We start from the raw sequence: 18,029 nt of genomic DNA, 5'->3' as shown, positions 1-18,029 counted from the left end.
CCGGGAGCAGAACCATGGACTCCGCCGAACTCCGCGCAATGCAGGCCCCGATCAAGGAACGCTACAAGGCCGATCCGACGGCTGCCGTGATCACGCTGAAGGCCAAGGGCTCGATCGATAACGAGAGCATTTCCTGCAAGGTGGAGACCGGCCGCGCGCTCGCGGTCGCCGGCCTCCATCCCGCAACCGGCGGCTCCGGGCTCGAGCTCTGCTCCGGCGACATGCTGCTGGAGGCGCTGGTCGCCTGCGCCGGCGTCACGCTGAAGTCGGTCGCGACCGCCGTCGAGGTGCCGCTCAAGAGCGGCCACGTATCGGCCGAGGGCGATCTCGATTTCCGCGGCACGCTCGGCGTCGACAAGGAAGCCCCGGTCGGCTTCCGCGAGATCCGCCTGCGCTTCGATGTCGGCACCGACGCACCGCAGGACAAGCTCGATCTGCTGCTCAAGCTCACCGAGCGCTATTGCGTGGTCTATCAGACCATCAAGAACGGCCCGAAAGTCACCGTCTCGATGCAGCGGGTGTGAACGGGTTTAATCGGTGTCGTCCCGGCGAAAGCCGGGACCCATACGCCGTGACTTCTCGTTTCGAGCCGCGCTGCCCGTCGACTTTCGTTCCCCACGACCAGTCGTGGTTATGGATCCCGGCCTTCGCCGGGACGACACAGTATGTCCCCCGATCTCCATTTTCTCCTCATCCTCGTGCTGCGCATGGCCGTCGCGGCGGCGTTCGTGGTCAGTGCATCGATCATCACGGAGCGTTCGGGGCCGGTGATCGGCGCGCTGGTCGCGACCTTGCCGATCTCGGCGGGGCCGTCCTACACCTTCCTCGCGCTCGACCATGACGCCGCCTTCATCGCCGAGGGCGCGCTGTCGAGTTTGCCGGTCAATGCGGCGACCATCTATATGGGCCTCGCATATGCCGTGCTGGCGCAGCGCTTCAGCATGTGGATCAGCGCCGGCGCCGCGATCGCGCTGTGGCTCGTGCTCGCCACCATCATGCGCCAGTTTGAATGGACGCTGTTGGGCGGACTGATCGTCAACGCCATCACCTTTGCGATCTGCATTCCGCTGCTGAAACCCTATCGGCACGTCGCCAAGATGCCGCTGATCGCACGGCGCTGGTACGACATCCCGCTGCGCGCCCTGCTGGTCGCGAGCCTGGTCGGCACCGTGGTTACGGCCTCCGGCTGGGTCGGTCCGCGCGTCACCGGCGTGATGGCGCTGTTTCCGATCGTGTTCTCCTCGATGATGCTGATCCTGCATCCGCGCATCGGCGGCCCTGCCACCGCAGCCGTGCTCGCCAACAGCGCCTGGGGCCTGATGGGCTTCGGCCTCGGCGTCGCCGTGCTGCACGTTGCGGTGTTGCAATTCGGCTCGCCGATCGGCCTCTGCTGCGCGCTCGCCACCTGCATCGTGTGGAATCTGGTGCTGTGGTGGAATGGGCGAAGGAAGAAGGTGCGAGCCTGACCCACGTCATTGCGACCCGTTGGCTCGCAATGACGGTGGAGAGGACGCGGTGCGTAGAAGAGCATAGGGTGGGCAAAGGCGCGTAGCGCCGTGCCCACCATCAAGAGCGCCGGGTGAAATGGTGGGCACGCTTCGCTTTGCCCACCCTACGGCTCGAGATTCCGGCTACCGATCACCCCTTCGGTAATTTCGCCTTCAGCGCATAGAGCGCCTCCAGCGCCTCGCGCGGCGACATCTCGTCGGGATGCAGCGCTTTCACGGCCTCGACCAGCAGATCGGCCTCGCTCGGCGGCGCGTCCTCGGCGGCGGCGCGGGAGGGGACCGCGAACAACGGCAGGTCGTCGACCAGCGCGCGCGCAGTCTGGCCGCGGTCCTGGGCTTCGAGCTTTGCCAGCACCGATTTGGCACGTGCGATCACGGCAGGCGGCAGGCCTGCAAGCTTCGCGACCTGGATGCCGTAGGAGCGGTCTGCCGAGCCCGGCAGCACCTCGTGCAGGAACACGACGTCGCCCTGCCATTCCTTCACCCGCACCGTGGCATTGAACATCCGCGGCAGCTTGGCCGAGAGCGCGGTCAGCTCGTGGTAATGCGTCGCGAACAGCGTGCGGCAGCGGTTGCTCTCATGCAGATGCTCGATCGCAGCCCAGGCAATCGAGAGACCGTCGAAGGTCGCAGTGCCGCGGCCGATCTCGTCGAGGATCACGAGCGACCGCTCGCTGGCCTGGTTGAGGATCACGGCGGTCTCGACCATCTCGACCATGAAGGTCGAACGCCCGCGTGCCAGATCGTCGGCGGCGCCGACGCGCGAGAACAGGCGGTCTACGATGCCGAGCCGCGCCCGCGACGCCGGCACGAAAGAGCCGATCTGCGCTAAGAGCGCGATCAGCGCATTCTGGCGCAGGAAGGTCGATTTACCGGCCATGTTCGGACCGGTGATCAGCCAGAGCTGACCGGCCCCCACCCTACCCTCCCCCGCTTGCGGGGGAGGGTAGGGTGGGGGTACGGGCGACAGATCGCAGGCATTGGCAATGAACGGCTGGCCGTCGCGCTTCAGCGCCTGCTCGACCACCGGATGCCGGCCGCCTTCGATCGCGAAGCCGAGCGAGCCGTCGACCTCCGGCCGCACGTAGTTGTCATCGATTGCCAGCTTGGCGAGCGCTGTCGCGACGTCGAGCATCGCAAAGGCATGCGCGGCGTTGCGTAAGTCGTCGCTGGCGGCGAGCGCCATCGCGCTCAGGCGTTCGAAGATTTCCAGCTCGAGGTTGAGCGCGCGCTCGCCGGCGTTGGCGATCTTGGCCTCGATCTCGCCGAGCTCTGCCGTGGTGAAACGGATCTGCCCGGCTAGGGTCTGGCGATGGATGAAGGTCGCGTTGAGCGGCGGCGCCAGCAGCTTGTCGCCGTGCTGCGCGGTGACCTCGACGAAATAGCCGAGCACATTGTTGTGCCGGATCTTCAGCGTCTTGATGCCGGTGTCCTCGGCATAGCGCGCCTGCATCGCGGCGACCACGAGGCGCGAGGCGTCGCGCAGGTTGCGACTTTCGTCGAGCGCGGCCTCATAGCCCTCGCGAACGAAGCCGCCGTCGCGCTTGATCAGCGGCAGTTGCTCGCTCAATGCGCGGGAAAACTCCTGCGCAAGATCGCGCGCGGGCCGGCGCAGCGCGGCCATCACGGCAACAATCTCGGCCGGCGGATTGTCGGTCAGCGCGAGCAACTCCAGGGCTTGGTCGGCGGCAAGGATGCCGTCGCGCAAGGCCGCGAGATCGCGCGGGCCGCCGCGGCCGACCGAGAGCCGCGCCAGCGCGCGCGACATGTCGGGCGCCGCACGCAGCACGGTTCTGATGTCTTCGCGCGCGGCTGAGTCGGCGACAAAGGCCGAGACCGCATCGAGCCGCCGCGCGATCGCGGCAACGTCAGTCAGCGGCGCGGCAAGTCGTTGCGCCAAGAGTCGCGAGCCCGCCGCGGTCACCGTGCAGTCGATCGCATCGAGCAGCGAGCCGCGGCGCTCGCCGGCAAGCGTGCGCGTCAGCTCGAGATTGGCGCGGGTCGCCGGGTCGATCGCCATCGTGGTGCCGGCCGCCTCGCGTGCCGGCGGCGATAACGGCGGACGTTTTCCGACCTGGGTGCGGTCGATATAGGTGACGGCGGCGGCCGCGGCAGTCGCCTCCAGCCGCGACATCGCGGACAGGCCGTCCATGGTCGCGACCGCGAAATAGTCGCATAGCCGCCGCTCGGCAGTGGCGCTATCGAACACGTCGCGGGTCAGCGGCGTCACCGACGGCAACTCACGCAGCGTGGGCGCAAGCTCGGCGTCGCCGTAGAGCGCGTCGGTCACGATCACTTCGTTCGGGTTGATGCGCGCCAGCGTCGCCGCGAGCTCCGCGGTCGAGCACTCCGTCACCATGAATTCGGAGGTCGAGATGTCGATCCAGGCAAGCCCGAGCCGATCTCCGCCCGCCGAGCCGCGCGCGCGGGCGATCGCCAGCAGGTAGTTGTTGGTGCGGGCGTCGAGCAGCGTGTCTTCGGTCAGCGTGCCCGGCGTCACCAGCCGCACCACGCCACGGCGGACCACGCTCTTGTTGCCGCGGGCTTTTGCCTCCGCGGGATTTTCTGTTTGCTCGCACACCGCGACTCGGTGCCCGGCGCCGATCAGGCGGTGCAGATAATCCTCGGAGCGTTCGACCGGCACGCCGCACATCGGGATGTCCATGCCCTGATGCTTGCCGCGCTTGGTCAGCACGATGCCGAGCGCCTTCGAGGCGATCTCGGCATCCTCGAAGAACAGCTCGTAGAAGTCGCCCATCCGGTAGAACAGCAGCAACCCCGGATGGGCCGCCTTGATCTCCAGATATTGTTCCATCATCGGCGTGACGCGCGACGGCGCCTCGGCGGGGGTGGAGTCAGGCGGGACCGGGATAGACTGTTGGATGGTCATGAGGGAGCGGAAACTACAAAATTTCGCCGTGCGGTCCTATCCGAGAGGACCGGGTTTTCCACCTTCTCCACGACCTCGGATACGGCAAGGCATCACAGCAATGCGCTGATGCCACGCAGCCGCGTCAATTGACCTGTGGCGGGCACACTCCTAAAACTCCGCTCAAGTTCCAGCCTATCCAGCGCCTAAGGCACGGCATTCAGGGAGAGATTCAATGCGTGATGTGTTCATTTGCGATGCCGTCCGGACTCCGATCGGCCGCTTTGGCGGTTCGCTCGCCAAGGTGCGCGCCGACGATCTCGCCGCGGCCCCGATCAAGGCGCTGATGGCAAAGCATCCGAACCTCGACTGGAATCAGGTCGACGAAGTCTTTTTCGGCTGCGCCAACCAGGCCGGCGAAGATAACCGCAACGTCGCGCGGATGGCGCTGCTGCTCGCCGGTATCCCTGAGTCGGTTCCCGGCCAGACCTTGAACCGCCTTTGCGCCTCCGGCCTCGATGCGGTCGGCGCCGCGGGCCGCGCGATCCGCGCCGGCGAGATCGATTTCGCGATCGCGGGCGGCGTTGAATCGATGACGCGCGCGCCCTTCGTGATGGGCAAGGCGGCGGAAGCGTTCTCGCGCTCGGCCGACATCTACGACACCACGATCGGCTGGCGCTTCATCAATCCCCTGATGAAGGCGCAGTACGGCGTCGATGCGATGCCGGAGACCGGCGAGAATGTCGCGGAAGAGTTCCAGGTCTCGCGCGGCGACCAGGATGCGTTCGCGATCCGCTCGCAGCAGCGCGCGGGCGCGGCGATCGCGTCGGGCTATTTCGCCGAGGAGATCATCCCGATCCAGGCGCCCGGCGGCAAGGCAGGTCCCATCACAGTCGACAAGGATGAGCACCCGCGCCCCGAAACCACGCTCGAAGGTCTCGCCAAGCTGAAGCCGATCGTGCGTAATCCGGGTACGGTCACCGCGGGCAACGCGTCCGGCGTCAATGACGGCGCGGCCGCGATGATCCTCGCCTCCGAGGCCGCGGTGAAGAAACACGGCCTGACGCCGCGCGCGAAGATTCTCGGGCTCGCGTCGGCCGCGGTGCCGCCGCGCATCATGGGCATCGGCCCGGTGCCGGCGACCAAGAAGCTGGTCGAGCGGCTCGGCATCAAGGTGTCGGACTTCGACCTGATCGAGCTCAACGAAGCCTTTGCTTCGCAGGGCATCGCCTGTCTGCGTCAGCTCGGCGTCAAGGAGGATGCCGACTTCGTCAATCCGCATGGCGGCGCGATCGCGCTCGGCCATCCGCTCGGCATGAGCGGCGCGCGGCTGGCGCTCACCGCCGTGCACGGCATGGAGAAGCGGGGTGGAAAGCTTGCCTTGGCAACTATGTGCGTCGGCGTCGGCCAAGGCGTTGCGGTGGCGATCGAAAAAGTGAACTAAACCAATGGCTTGGGAGGGCTGAAAACAGCCCTTCCCCGAATTGGTTATGTCCTATAATGATCTTCGGCAGGGCTCGCGGCAGGCGGGCCCACGGAGGAATTCGCCATGACCCTTCACTATCCGCTGCAGTCGCTTGCGGCGCATCCGGCGCGGCTGTCGCCCGCCTATCGCTCCACGGTCAAGCGCGCGCCGACGAAGCCGTTGATCCCGATGCGGCACACGCTCTCCGAGCTGACGGGTCCGGTCTATGGTCATGAGACCGTGCGCGAGCACGACAACGACCTCACCATCCAGGCCAAGGGCGAGCCGCTCGGCGAACGCATCATCGTGCACGGCTATGTGCTCGACGAGGACGGCCGCGGCGTGCCGAACACGCTGGTCGAGCTGTGGCAGGCCAATGCCTGTGGCCGCTACATCCATGTCGTCGACCAGCATCCGGCGCCGCTCGATCCGAATTTCACCGGCGCCGGCCGCACCCAGAGCGATGCCAAGGGCTATTACAAGTTCATCACCATCAAGCCCGGCGCTTACCCCTGGGGCAATCACCACAACGCCTGGCGGCCCGCGCATATCCACTTCTCGGTGTTCGGTCACTCCTTCGTCTCCCGCCTGGTCACGCAGATGTATTTCCCAGGCGATCCGCTGTTTCCGTTCGATCCGATCTTCAATTCGGTCGCGGACGAGAAGGCGCGGGCGCGGATGATCTCGTCCTTCGATCTCGACAACACCAAGCCGGAATGGGCGCTCTGCTACCGCTTCGATATCGTGCTGCGCGGGCAGAGCGCCACGCCGATGGAGACCAAGTAAGTGTCGAACCCGCGTCCTGATGGAATCACGCCGTCGCAAACCGTCGGCCCCTATTTCAAATACGGCCTGACGCCGAACGGCGAGTATGCGTGGAACGACGCCTTCACCAACAATCTGCTGACGCCTGATGTGTCGGGCGAGCGCATCCGCATCGAGGGCAAGGTCTATGATGGCGACGGCGCCGTGATCCCGGACTGCATGCTGGAGATCTGGCAGGCCGATGCTCAAGGGCGCTTCTCCGATCCGCAGGACAAGCGCGCGTTGCCGAACTCGTCCTTCAAGGGTTTTGGCCGCTGCGGCACCGACACGAGCGGCGGCTACGCTTTCGACACCATCAAGCCGGGTGTGGTGCCGGATCCCGATGGCAAGCCGCAGGCGCCGCACATCCTGCTCGCGGTCTACGCGCGCGGCATGCTCTTGCATCTCTACACGCGGATCTATTTCGACGATGAAGCCGGCAACGCCGGCGATCCCGTGCTCGCGCTGGTGCCGGAAGATCGCCGCGCTACCTTGATCGCCAAGCGTAAGGCGGGCGCGGGCCATGTCTATACGCTCGACGTCTATCTCCAGGGCGACAACGAAACGGTCTTCTTCGACGTCTAGTCGTTCGCTGCGCAAACTGCGCCAACGGCCGCGCACCCACATCCCCGTCCCAAACGTCCCCAAATCCGCTGCGCGCCTTCGCCGCAGCGGATTTCATTTGATTATGCTCATCCAGTTATATAACAAGTCATTTATATAATAGAAGTGAGATCAAGTATGGCCAGCCTCGATGCCGCCTTCGCCGCGCTCGCCGATCCGACCCGCCGGGCGATCCTGGCGCGTCTCGCTCTGGGAGAGGCGACGGTGATGGAGCTGGTCGAGCCCTTCGACATGACCCAGCCGGCGATCTCCCGCCATCTCAAGGTGCTCGAGACAGCCGGCCTGATCGTGCGGCGGGTTGAAGGCACCAAGCGGCCGTGCCGGCTGGCACCTCAGGCGGTCGCCGAGATCGATCAATGGCTCGGCATGCTGCGGCGCGCGCTGGAAACCAATTACAACCGGCTGGACGGAGTCCTCGCCGCCATGAAGCCCGAGAAGTGAAAGGTAGCCTATGAGCAAGTTGACGCTGAAGACCGAGGGCGACCGTTATGTCGTCGTGAACAGGCGCTTCTTGGCCCCGCCCGAAGCGGTGTATCGCGCGCATACCGAGCCGGAGCTGTTGCAGAAGTGGCTGCTCGGTCCGGAGGGCTGGACCATGCCGGTCTGCGTCAGCGAGGCGCGTCCCGGCGGCCGGATCCGCTACGAGTGGACGGACGGCAAAGGCGGCTTTCATTTGACAGGCGAATATCTCGAGCTCGAGCCGTTCAGCCGCATCGTCCATGTCGAGCGCATGCATCTGCCCGATCCGACGCCGGACAATCATGTCGAAACCCTCTTCGAGCCCGACGGGGGCGGCACCTTGATGACGATGCGGATGACGTTGCCCGATGCCGGGACGCGCGCGGCGATGCTCGCGACCGGCATGGAGCACGGCATGGAAGCGAGCTATGCTCGGCTCGACGGCATGAGCTGAGACCTCTCGCATTCGAGGGACGATGCGCGACCGCTTCCTCACGGGTCTGATGGGCTATCCGATCGCGCATTCGGCCGCGCCCGCGATGCATGAGCAGGCCGCGACGGCGCTCGGCGTTCGCTGCCACTACCAGCTCATCGAGGTTAAGGGCGCCGGCCGTGACGATCTTCGCGCGATGCTCGACGGCGTCAGGCGGCTCGGCTTCGCCGGCGTCAACGTCACCTTTCCCTACAAGGAAGCGGTCGTCGATCTCTTGGATGAGCTGACGCCGGACGCACGTGCGATTCGCGCTGTTAACACCATCGTGGTCGATGGAAACCGAATGATCGGGCACAACACCGACGCGACAGGTTTTGCCCGCGCGATCGCACCGCTGCTCACGACCAGGCCGCGCGGCGCCATCGCGTTGATCGGCGCGGGCGGCGTCGGCAAGGCGATCGCCTTCGCGCTGGCCGGCCTCGGTGCCGGCGAGATCAGGATCTTCGACGCCGATACCGACAAGGCCGCACAGCTTGCCGGCCAAGTGCAGGGCGGCGTCGCGTTTCGCCGCATTGCCGCCGCAGTCGACGGCGCTGCCGGGCTGATCAATGCGACGCCAGTCGGCATGCTGCCGAGCCGTGACACGCCGGTGCCGGATGCGCTGCTGCATCCGGCGATCTGGGTTGCCGACGCCGTCTACACCCCGCTCTGGACGCCGCTGCTGACTGCCGCGAAGGCGAGGGGCGCCACGGTGCTGACCGGCCGTGACCTTGCGATCAACGCCGCGGCAGATGCGTTCGCGCTGTTCACGGGGATGAGGCCACCTGTGGCCGTGATGGGGAATGCGTTCGACGCCGTGATGGCGGCGCGCTACGCTTCGCCGGCGTGACGCATAGAGGCATTGCCTATGGCGAAAATCAGGATCGGTCTGGCCGGCTGCGGCTTCGCGTCGGAGCTGCACATGGTGGCTTATCGGCGCGTCTACGGCGTTGACGTCGAGGTGAGGGCGGTCGCGGCGCGCGGCGATCATGTCGTCGAATTCGCCCGCAAGCACCAGATCCCGACCACCTATCGCAGCTTCGCCGAGCTTGTGGCCGACCGTGAGCTCGACGTCATCGACATCTGCACGCCACCCAATCTGCATGCCGCGATGATTGTCGCGGCGATGCAGGCCGGCAAGCACGTGATCTGCGAGAAGCCGTTCAGCGGTTACTTTGGCCAACCTGGCGATCAGCAGCCGATCGGCACGCATGTGCCGAAGGCGCTGATGTACCAGCGCGTGATGGAGGAGATGGAGGCGGCCCGCGCCGCGATCGAGCGAAGTGGAAAGCTCTTCATGTATGCCGAGGACTGGATCTACGCGCCCGCCGTGACCAAGACCGCGGAGATCATCCGCGCCACTGGCGACAAGATCCTGTTCATGAAGGGCGAGGAGAGCCATTCCGGTTCGCATGCCGCACATGCCGCGCAATGGGCGATGACTGGCGGCGGCTCGCTGATCCGCATGGGCTGCCATCCGCTGTCGGCGGTGCTCTATCTCAAGCAGATCGAGGCGCGCGCCCGCGGCGAGACGATCACTGTTGCCAGCGTCACCTGCGACGTCGGCAATGTCACGGCAAGCCTCAAGCTGGAGGAGCGCGCTTTTATCAAGGCCAATCCGGTCGATGTCGAGGACTGGGGCACGCTGACCCTGACCTTCTCCGATGGCACCAAGGCGACGGTGTTGTCCGGCGACATGATCATGGGCGGCGTGCGCAATCTGATCGAGACCTATACCTCCGGCGGCTCATTGTTCGCCAACATCACGCCGAATACGCATCTGGTGAGCTACCAGACCTCCGAGGAGAAGCTCGCGAGCGTCTACATCACCGAGAAGGTCGACCGCAAAACCGGCTGGCAATATGTCTGCCTCGAGGAGGAATGGACCCGCGGCTACTTGCAGGAGATCCAGGACTTCATGGAATGCGTCGCCACCGGCCGCCAGCCGCTCGCCGACATCGCGCTGGCCTACGAGACCACGAAAGTGAACTACGCCGGCTATTGGGCCGCCGATGAGGGACGGCGGGTGACGCTCTAGCAGCGTGCTGCTCTTCCCTTCTCCCCTTGTGGGAGAAGGTGGCGCGCAAAGCGCGCCGGATGAGGGGTTGTCACCGCAAACGCAATTCAAGAGAGGTACGCGCGGAGAGGGACCCCTCACCCGGCTTCGATGCACAGCATCGAAGCCACCCTCTCCCACAAGGGGAGAGGGTGAGACACAACCCTACGCCCCATACACCGATCCCTTGGGCAGCGGGAACACCGGGTCCTGCGTCCTGATATTGGTCGGCCACACCACCGAGATGTGCTCGCCGGCGTTCTGCATCACGACCGGCGTCGAGCGTTCGTTCTGGCCGGCCATCGGCGTGCCCGGCGGATAGAATTTCACGCCATAGCCCTGGATGGTGCCGCCGGGCGGGATGTCGACGTCGAGTGCCGCCTTGCGGATCGCCTCCGGATCGAAGCCGCCATACTTCTCCTTGGCGACCGGCAGCACGTTGTTGAGCAGGATCCAGGTCTGGTTGAAGCCCATCGAGCAGTGCGGCGGCACCTCGGTCGCGTTGGTCTTCTCCTTGAAGCGCGCCACCATGATCTTGGTGAGGTCGCCGACCCCCGGCGCCAGCTTGGCGGGATCGAGCAGTTGCGCCGGCACCGGATCGATGTTGCAGAAGTTGTCGATGTCGGCGCCGAACGTCGCGCGCAGCTTGTCGAGCTGGCTGTAGCCGGCGCCGGCGCCGAACAGCATCTTGAATTTCAGCCCGCTCTCGCGCGCCTGGCGCAGGAACAGGGTGATGTCGGGGTTGTAGCCGGCATGCGAGATCACGTCGGCCCTGGCGCGCTTCAGCTTGGTCACCAGCACGGAGAGGTCGGGGGCTGCGGCCGAATAGCCTTCCTTGAGCACGATTTGCAGCCCGGCTTGCTTGGCGAACGCTTCGTCGGCGGCGGCGACGCCGACGCCATAGGGGCCGTCCTCGTGGATCAGCGCGACCTTGACGTCCTTCGGCTCCACGCCGAGCTTGGCCTTGGTGTGCTCGGCGAGGAAGCCCGCAAAGGCCTGCCCGTACTGGTCGGAGTGGATCTGCGCACGGAAGACATATTGCAGGTTCTTGTCCTTGAACACCGCGGTCGACACCGCCGTCGTGATCCAGAGGATCTTCTTGTGTTGCTCGACCTTGGCCGCGAGCGGCACCGCATGCGCGCTGGAGAACACGCCCAGGATGATGTCGAGCTTCTCCTGGTTGATCAGCCGCTCGACCTCGTTGATGGCGACGTCGGCCTTGCTCTGCGAATCGACCTTGACGGTCGCGACCTTGTACTTGCCGCCGATGCCGCCCCGCTCGTTGCACAGCTCGATCGCGATGTCGGTGCCGACTGAGGAGGCGACCGAACCTCCCGCCGCGAACGGTCCGGTCATGTCATAGACCGAGCCGATGCGCACCGTTTCCGCCTGCGCCTGTGCGCGGGTCCAATCGAAGCTGAAGGCAGCGGCGGCAGCCGCAGACGTCTTCAGCAGCGTCCTGCGTGAAGTCGGCATCGCATCCTCCCCATTGAACCGTCATTTTTGACGGGTTTTTCTGCTTTTTTGCGAAGTATTGGGAGAAGGGGGCTGAAAGTCAATCTATGCGCAAGTCGTAGCTGGGCGTTGATGAGGCTTACGCCTTGCCGCCCTGCCGTGGCGCCGGCGCTGGAATTGACGCCGGACTCCGCGCCCCGCCAGTCTCCGAGGATGCTGCCGCATCGCAACTGCCGGATGCGGTCGGATCGCAGACCGATACCCTGATGTTGGCGGTCACCATGCCGCGCTCGTCGATGAAGACGAGGTTCGTCGTGCCGGGACTCAATGCCTCGATAATGATCGACCGATCGCCGACGGTGTGAACGTTGACGATACGGAAATCACCGAGCATCACAGTTGCGAAGGTCTTGTCCAGCACGAGCCTTGATGCCGTGCCCGGCTCGAGCACGAGACCTTCGGCCCGTGCGCCGGAGACCGCGGCGAACAGCAAGATGGCCAGGACGGTTGCGCGAAGACCCGTGATCATCGCAATGCCTTCGGGCTGGTTTGCCTCGGAAAGGGTAAGGCGCTTCAGGCGCGGCGCAAATGAAGTGGCCCACACTTCGCGGGGATCTCATTGGTTCCATGACTGCGTGCGGCCGCCCGGCACGCGACAAATCGGCTTTCTACAGCGAATGAGCAAAATAGTAGTCCGCCGCTCGACGCTTGCCGAGGGCAATGGCGGATTACGCCTTACGGCTGATCTGGCCTCGTCATGGCAATCTTTTTTTAGGAGGAGCGGTGGGCTTGCTAAGCTGTCATCGCCCGGCTCGACCGGGCGATCCAGTATTTCAGAGACAGTTGTGATTGAACCGATAAGCCGCGGCGTACTGGATCGCCCGCCTTCGCGCGCGATGACACCGAAAAGGACGTCTGGCCGTGCGACCGGGGTGCGGACGACGGGGACTACTCCATCACAGCCACATGATCCGACGGGCCGGACTGGTCGCGCAGGGTGGTTTTGGTTGAGCTGATCAGGATCGCGAGCGGCAGTGAGACCAGGATGAAGATCATCATGAGCTGGTAGTCGTGCGCGAAGGCGATGATCTGGGCCTGCAGCTTGACCATCACATCGGCCAGCGCGCGGCCGCTATCGGTGTTCAGGTTGATCCTGCCGGCGACGTCCGGCATTTGCAGCGCGTGGTTGAACGGGTTGATGTGCTCCGACAGGATCGCATAGCTGCGGCGGCTGCCCTGGGTCAGTTCGGCGGTGACCAGCGAAATGCCGATCGAGCTCGCCATGTTGCGCACCAAGGTCAGCATCGAGGTGCCGTCGGTGCGCAGATGGGCGGGCAGCGTCAGGAACGAGGCGGTGGAGAGTGGCACGAAGACGAGGCCGAAGCCGAAGCCCTGCACGATATTCCAGGTCACGATCTCGGGCACGCCGGTCTGGTCGGTCCAGCCGCTCATGTAGAACAGCGTGATCACGATCACCGCGAGACCCGTGATGATCAACGTGCGCGCCTCGATATATTTCATCAGCCGGCCGACCATCATCATCGCAACCAGGGTGCCGCCGCCGCGGGTCGCCAGCAGCAGTCCGGCGGTGATGATCGGATAGCCGATCACGTTCTGCAGGTAGGGCGAGGCCAGCGCCATGGTCGAATAGAGCGACAACGAGATCACGATCATGAAGATGCTGCCGGTGACGAAGTTCTTGTCCTTGTACAGCGCGAACTGCACGAAGGGGCTCGATGTCGTCAGCGAATGCGCGAAGAAATAATAGAAACCGACGCCGGAGATGATGAACTCGGCGATGATCTCGTTGGATTCGAACCAGTCGAGCTGCTCGCCGCGGTCGAGCGCGAGCTGCAACGCGCCGACGCCGACCGCGAGCGCGATGAAGCCGAACCAGTCGAACCTGCGCGTGTGATCCTGCTTGGTCTCGTCCATGAAGATGATCTGGCCGAGCACCGTCAGCAGTCCGAACGGCAGGTTGACGAAGAACACCCAGTGCCAGGAATAGGTTTCGGTGAGCCAGGCGCCGAGCGAGGGACCCATGATCGGGCCCAGCATCACGCCCATGCCCCAGATCGCCATCGCGGTGGCGCGTTCCTGCAGCGAGTAGGAGTCGAGCATCACCGCCTGTGACAGCGGCACCAGCGCGGCGCCGAACACGCCCTGCAACAGGCGGAACAGCACCATCTGGTTGATGTCCTGCGCCAGCCCGCATAGCACCGAGGCGATGGTGAAGCCGGCCGAGCAGATGATGAAGATGCGCTTGCGCCCGAAGCGGTTGGCGATCCATCCGACCGGCGCGGTCATGATCGCGGCCGCGACGATGTAGGAGGTCAGCACCCAGTTGATCTGGTCCTGCGAGGCCGACAGCGAGCCTTGCATGTAGGGCAGCGCGACATTGGCGATGGTGGTGTCCAGCGCCTGCATGATCGTCGCCGTCATGGCGCACACCGTCACCATGTTCCGGCGCAGGCCGGGGACAGCGGATGGCAACGGCTCGGTCATTCAGTTCAGTCCTGTTTCTCGCCATGAAGTCACCTCTCCCGCTTGCGGGGGAGGTCGGCGCGTAGCGCCGGGTGGGGGCTCTCTCGACGATATGACTTGTGGAGAGAGCCCCCACCCCGGCCCTCCCCCGCAAGCGGGAGAGGGGGCGCACTGTTTTCGTGGCCGCCAGTGCGACCTGATCAAGTTTAGTCCTGGTGAGCGGACGCCGGCGCGAGGCCGAGCAGGCCGGCGAGCGTGCGGCGGTGGTTGGTGTCGATCGTGGCGTAGACGCTCATGCCCGCCTTCAGCTTTTTGACGAACGGATCGTCCTTGTCGAAGTAGATGCGCACCGGCACGCGCTGCACCACCTTGACGAAGTTGCCGGTGGCGTTCTGCGGCGGCAGGATCGCGAACTGCGCGCCGGTGCCAGGCGACAGCGAGCCGACCGTGCCCTTGAACACGTGGTTGGGGAAGGCGTCGACGTCGAGCGTGACCGGCTGGCCCACCGCGACATAGGTGAAGTCACTTTCCTTCGGGTTGGCGTCGACCCAGGGGTTGTCGACATCGATCACGGAAAACACCGGCGAGCCCGCCGCGACGAAGCGGCCAAGCTGGATCTGGTCGACCTGGGTCGCGACGCCGTCCATCGGCGCGCGCAGCACGGTGTGATCGAGGTTGCGCTGCGCGTCGTCGAGCTTCGCCTTGGCCTGGGCGTAGGGCGGGAACTGCTCGATCGGCAGGTCGACATTGCCGAGCAACTGCGTCTTGGCGTTGGAGATCTGCTGCCTGATGTACTGCGCGAGGCTTTCGGCGGTGACTTGCGCGTTCGCCGCGTTGTCGAGGTCGAGCTGCGAGCCGAAATTCTGCTTGGCAAGCGTCGATTTGCGCTCGACGTCGCGCTTCTTCAATTCGATGCTCTGCTGCGCGAATTCGAGCATCTTGGTGTTGATCTTGATGTTGTCGACCAGGTTGTCATAGGTCGTCTTGGTCTGGTCGAGCGCCGCCTTGGCCTGATCGACGGCGAGGCGGAACGGCACCGGGTCGATCTCGAACAGCTCGTCGCCCTTCTTGACGTGCTGGCCTTCCTTCACGACGATCTTGTCGATCTTGCCGGAGATTTCCGGCGTGATCAGTACCTTCTGCGCGCCGACATAGGCGTCGTCGGTGCCGACATAGCGGCCGCCGTTGAGATAGAACACGACGCCGCCGATCACAGCCACGATCGGCAGCACCACGAGCAGCAGCGTGCGGCGGCGGCGCCGCAGGCGGCTCATCAGGCTGCGCCGCGGCTTGCCGGAGCTCTGCCCTGATGGCGACGATCCCGGATTGCTCTTCTGCTCGGGTGCCAGTTTGAGGACGGTTTCAGCCATAGCGCTGTTCCTTTCGGGAGGAGTCGCTGGCTGGGCTTTGGATGGCATTGCGAACGTTTTCCTTGATCGATTCGAGTTGGCTGAGCATGCGGTGCGCATCAGTGGGAGTGATGCCCTCGAGCGCGGTCGCAGTGAGTTCGGAACGGAGGCCGGCAAGCTTGCCGAGCAGGGGGTGAGCGGCCTTCTTCAGATAGAGGCGGTTGACGCGGCGGTCGTTTTCGTCGCCGCGGCGCTCGATCCAGCCATTGTCGCACAGCTTGTCGATCAGCCGCGTCAACGTGATCGGCTGGATATCGAGCTGTTCGGCGAGCTCGGTCTGCTTGAGCCCCTCGTTGCGTTCCACCTTGGTCAGGACGGCCCATTGCGCGCGGGTGATGCCGTAGCGCGCGGCCTCCTTGTCGGCGTAGACGCGGATCAGCCGGAACACCTCGCCGAGCGTAAAAAGGAAATTGGTCTCCACGGACCCGGGCATGCACCTGCCTCCATAAGCTTGCGATATAATAAGCTTGCTTATTAATTCTGCATGCGGGGTTAACGGGGAGCTGCCCCGCATTGCACACATGGCTTGGGGGCAGGCGCCCGGCCCGGGCTTTGGGACCAGGCGCAAAGAATGTTACATTTCGTCCGAAATGAGCCTGGCCAAGCCGACATTCCCCGCGCCCGATCACGATCACGGCCGTTGCGCCGCTGACGCGATGACCCATGCCGAGCAGGTTTGCGCCCGCCGGGAGCAGAAATTCACCCCGATCCGCCGCCAGGTGCTGGGCGCGCTGCTGTCCAGCCATCGCCCGCTCGGCGCCTATGAGGTGATCGACGAGCTCGCCAAGTCGATGCCGCGGCCGGCGCCGATCACCGTCTACCGTGCGCTCGACTTCCTGATGGAGAACGGCCTCGTTCACCGTATCGAGAGCCGCAACGCCTTCCTCGCCTGCGCCCACGACCACGACGAGACCTCGATGGTGGCGTTCCTGATTTGCGAGCATTGCGGCTCGGTCGGTGAAATCCCGGCGGCTCCGGTCGCGCAAAGCCTCACCGCGGCGGCGCGGGCCTCCGGCTTCATCCCAAAACTCTCCGTCGTCGAAATCGCCGGCACCTGCGCGCATTGCCGGAAGACTTAGTGGCTATGCGATTGGAGCAAACCATCGCCGCGAGAGCGCTGCGTCCCCTCTCCCGCTTGCGGGGGAGGGTCGGGGTGGGGGCTCTCTCCACGAGTCATGCCGCGGAGAGAGCCCCCACCCGCCGCGCTCCGCGCGTCGACCTCCCCCGCAAGCGGGAGAGGTAAGCGATCCCAACAAGCCAAATCAACAACACGGCAGCAAGCCGGTCCGCGAGGAAACGTGTCGACGCAAGCGATCACCAGTAGCGCCGCAAGACCTGTCACCGCCGGGCACGGCCTGCCGCCCGGCGCCATCGCGATCATGCTGATGCTGTGCGTGAGCTGGGGCTTCAATCAGCTTGCGGTCAAGCTCGCGCTGCCCGACGTGCCGCCGATGCTGCAGGCGATGATCCGCTCCGCCGGCGCGCTGCCCGTGATGCTGATCGTCGGCTGGATGCGCGGCGTGAAATTCTTCGAGCGCGACGGCACGCTGCTTCCCGGCCTTGTCGCCGGGGTGATGTTCGGGGTCGAGTTTGTGCTGATCTTCACCGGGCTGGTGTTCACCTCGGCCTCACGTGCCTCGGTGTTCCTCTACACCGCGCCGTTCTTCGTCGCGCTCGGCTCGCACCAGTTCCTCGGCGAGCGGCTCAGCCCCGTGCAGTGGAGCGGGCTGGCACTGAGCTTTGCCGGCGTCGCGCTCGCGATCGGCGTGCCGCAACCCAACGTCGACGCCAAGGTGCTGCTCGGCGACTTCTTGGTGGTCGGCGGCGGCGTGCTGTGGGCGGCGACCACGCTGGTCGCCAAGGGCACCAACCTGCGCAGGGCCGCGCCGGAAAAGGCGCTCGGCTATCAGGCGGCGGTGTCGGTTCCGATCCTCGCGCTGGCCGCCTGGATCTCGGGCGAGCACATCACGCATATGCCGAGCGCCTTGTCGATCTCGCTGCTTGTCTATCAGGCGGTCTGGGTGGTGGGCTGCACCTTCGTGATCTGGTTTGCGATGGTGAAGACCTACTCGGCGAGCAAGCTCTCGGCCTTCACCTTCATCACCCCGCTGTTCGGCGTGGTCGCGGCCTATTTCATCATGCACGACACGCTCACCGCCGTGTTCGGCGTCGCCGCGCTGCTGGTGATCGCCGGGCTCTATCTCGTCAACAAGCCCGATCCGAAGGTAACGCCGGATCCGAACGTGCCGGCGTGAGAGACCGCCGTCATTCCCGGTCCGGCACTCCGCGTCCGCAGCATGACGGTGAGGTGAGCACACCGGTCAGGCTCCCTCCCCCCTTGCGGGGGGAGGGTTGGGGAGAGGGGTGGCCGCGGGCGAGATATCGATGGGCGCAGGGTCCTCTCAATTGTCCTTCGCGTGTCGC

17 protein-coding genes are annotated in these 18,029 nt (G+C 65.2%); 11 read left to right on the top strand and 6 right to left on the bottom strand.

The window, feature by feature from the left end:
• Window positions 1-14 precede the first annotated feature (14 nt).
• Together P6U30_RS36615 and P6U30_RS36610 are read left to right on the top strand one after the other, a co-directional pair.
• Entirely contained in the window at window positions 15-524 is a 510-nt protein-coding gene (locus P6U30_RS36615) for an OsmC family protein (RefSeq protein WP_407167496.1), read from the top strand.
• Window positions 525-665: 141 nt separating this feature from the next.
• Window positions 666-1,466, top strand: a complete 801-nt coding sequence (locus P6U30_RS36610; protein ID WP_407167495.1) for a hypothetical protein — start codon at window positions 666-668, stop codon at window positions 1,464-1,466.
• A gap of 172 nt (window positions 1,467-1,638) precedes the next feature.
• On the opposite strand, the gene mutS is transcribed toward P6U30_RS36610, so the two are convergent.
• Window positions 1,639-4,398, bottom strand: a complete 2,760-nt coding sequence (mutS, locus tag P6U30_RS36605; protein WP_407167494.1) for a DNA mismatch repair protein MutS — start codon at window positions 4,396-4,398, stop codon at window positions 1,639-1,641.
• Window positions 4,399-4,612: 214 nt separating this feature from the next.
• On the opposite strand from mutS, the gene pcaF reads away from it, so the two are divergent.
• The 7 genes from pcaF (at window position 4,613) to P6U30_RS36570 (ending at window position 10,239) form a co-directional block, all read left to right on the top strand.
• Window positions 4,613-5,821, top strand: coding sequence for a 3-oxoadipyl-CoA thiolase (gene pcaF / locus P6U30_RS36600; RefSeq protein WP_407167493.1), 1,209 nt, complete (start codon window positions 4,613-4,615; stop codon window positions 5,819-5,821).
• Between the two features lie 105 nt (window positions 5,822-5,926).
• Window positions 5,927-6,628 carry a protocatechuate 3,4-dioxygenase subunit beta gene (gene pcaH, locus P6U30_RS36595; RefSeq protein WP_407167492.1) on the top strand — a complete coding sequence of 234 codons (702 nt, stop codon included), beginning with the start codon at window positions 5,927-5,929 and terminating at the stop codon, window positions 6,626-6,628.
• Window positions 6,629-7,231 carry a protocatechuate 3,4-dioxygenase subunit alpha gene (gene pcaG / locus P6U30_RS36590; protein ID WP_407167491.1) on the top strand — a complete coding sequence of 201 codons (603 nt, stop codon included), beginning with the start codon at window positions 6,629-6,631 and terminating at the stop codon, window positions 7,229-7,231.
• Window positions 7,232-7,387: 156 nt separating this feature from the next.
• Window positions 7,388-7,711 (top strand): ArsR/SmtB family transcription factor, encoded by a 324-nt coding sequence (locus tag P6U30_RS36585; protein WP_407167490.1) that lies wholly within the window; start codon window positions 7,388-7,390, stop codon window positions 7,709-7,711.
• 10 nt (window positions 7,712-7,721) lie between these two features.
• Complete coding sequence (locus P6U30_RS36580) at window positions 7,722-8,183, top strand: SRPBCC domain-containing protein (protein WP_407167489.1); 462 nt, start codon at window positions 7,722-7,724, stop codon at window positions 8,181-8,183.
• Window positions 8,184-8,205: 22 nt separating this feature from the next.
• Window positions 8,206-9,051 carry a shikimate dehydrogenase gene (locus P6U30_RS36575; RefSeq protein WP_407167488.1) on the top strand — a complete coding sequence of 282 codons (846 nt, stop codon included), beginning with the start codon at window positions 8,206-8,208 and terminating at the stop codon, window positions 9,049-9,051.
• A gap of 18 nt (window positions 9,052-9,069) precedes the next feature.
• Entirely contained in the window at window positions 9,070-10,239 is a 1,170-nt protein-coding gene (locus tag P6U30_RS36570; RefSeq protein WP_407167487.1) for a Gfo/Idh/MocA family protein, read from the top strand.
• A 183-nt stretch (window positions 10,240-10,422) separates the two neighbouring features.
• Here the strand turns inward: P6U30_RS36570 and P6U30_RS36565 are convergent, their stop codons facing one another.
• The 5 genes from P6U30_RS36565 to P6U30_RS36545 form a co-directional block, all read right to left on the bottom strand.
• Window positions 10,423-11,733 (bottom strand): ABC transporter substrate-binding protein, encoded by a 1,311-nt coding sequence (locus tag P6U30_RS36565; RefSeq protein WP_407167486.1) that lies wholly within the window; start codon window positions 11,731-11,733, stop codon window positions 10,423-10,425.
• 118 nt (window positions 11,734-11,851) lie between these two features.
• Window positions 11,852-12,241, bottom strand: a complete 390-nt coding sequence (locus P6U30_RS36560) for a pilus assembly protein N-terminal domain-containing protein (protein WP_407167485.1) — start codon at window positions 12,239-12,241, stop codon at window positions 11,852-11,854.
• A gap of 419 nt (window positions 12,242-12,660) precedes the next feature.
• Entirely contained in the window at window positions 12,661-14,217 is a 1,557-nt protein-coding gene (locus P6U30_RS36555; protein WP_407167484.1) for an MDR family MFS transporter, read from the bottom strand.
• 185 nt (window positions 14,218-14,402) lie between these two features.
• Window positions 14,403-15,566, bottom strand: a complete 1,164-nt coding sequence (locus tag P6U30_RS36550) for an HlyD family secretion protein (RefSeq protein WP_407167483.1) — start codon at window positions 15,564-15,566, stop codon at window positions 14,403-14,405.
• Complete coding sequence (locus P6U30_RS36545; protein WP_407167482.1) at window positions 15,559-16,038, bottom strand: MarR family winged helix-turn-helix transcriptional regulator; 480 nt, start codon at window positions 16,036-16,038, stop codon at window positions 15,559-15,561. The genes P6U30_RS36550 and P6U30_RS36545 overlap by 8 nt, the downstream gene beginning before the upstream one ends.
• A gap of 157 nt (window positions 16,039-16,195) precedes the next feature.
• Between P6U30_RS36545 and P6U30_RS36540 the strand changes: the two genes are divergently transcribed.
• Window positions 16,196-16,684: a Fur family transcriptional regulator gene (locus P6U30_RS36540; protein ID WP_407167481.1), complete on the top strand. Its 489-nt coding sequence runs from the start codon at window positions 16,196-16,198 to the stop codon at window positions 16,682-16,684.
• Between the two features lie 219 nt (window positions 16,685-16,903).
• Window positions 16,904-17,860 (top strand): DMT family transporter, encoded by a 957-nt coding sequence (locus P6U30_RS36535; protein ID WP_407167480.1) that lies wholly within the window; start codon window positions 16,904-16,906, stop codon window positions 17,858-17,860.
• Window positions 17,861-18,029 lie beyond the last annotated feature (169 nt).

The sequence above is a fragment of the Bradyrhizobium sp. ORS 111 genome (genome assembly GCF_045571485.1).
GTDB lineage: Bacteria > Pseudomonadota > Alphaproteobacteria > Rhizobiales > Xanthobacteraceae > Bradyrhizobium.
Note: the sequence above shows the minus strand (reverse complement) of the source record. Positions and strands in the feature narration are given on the sequence as shown.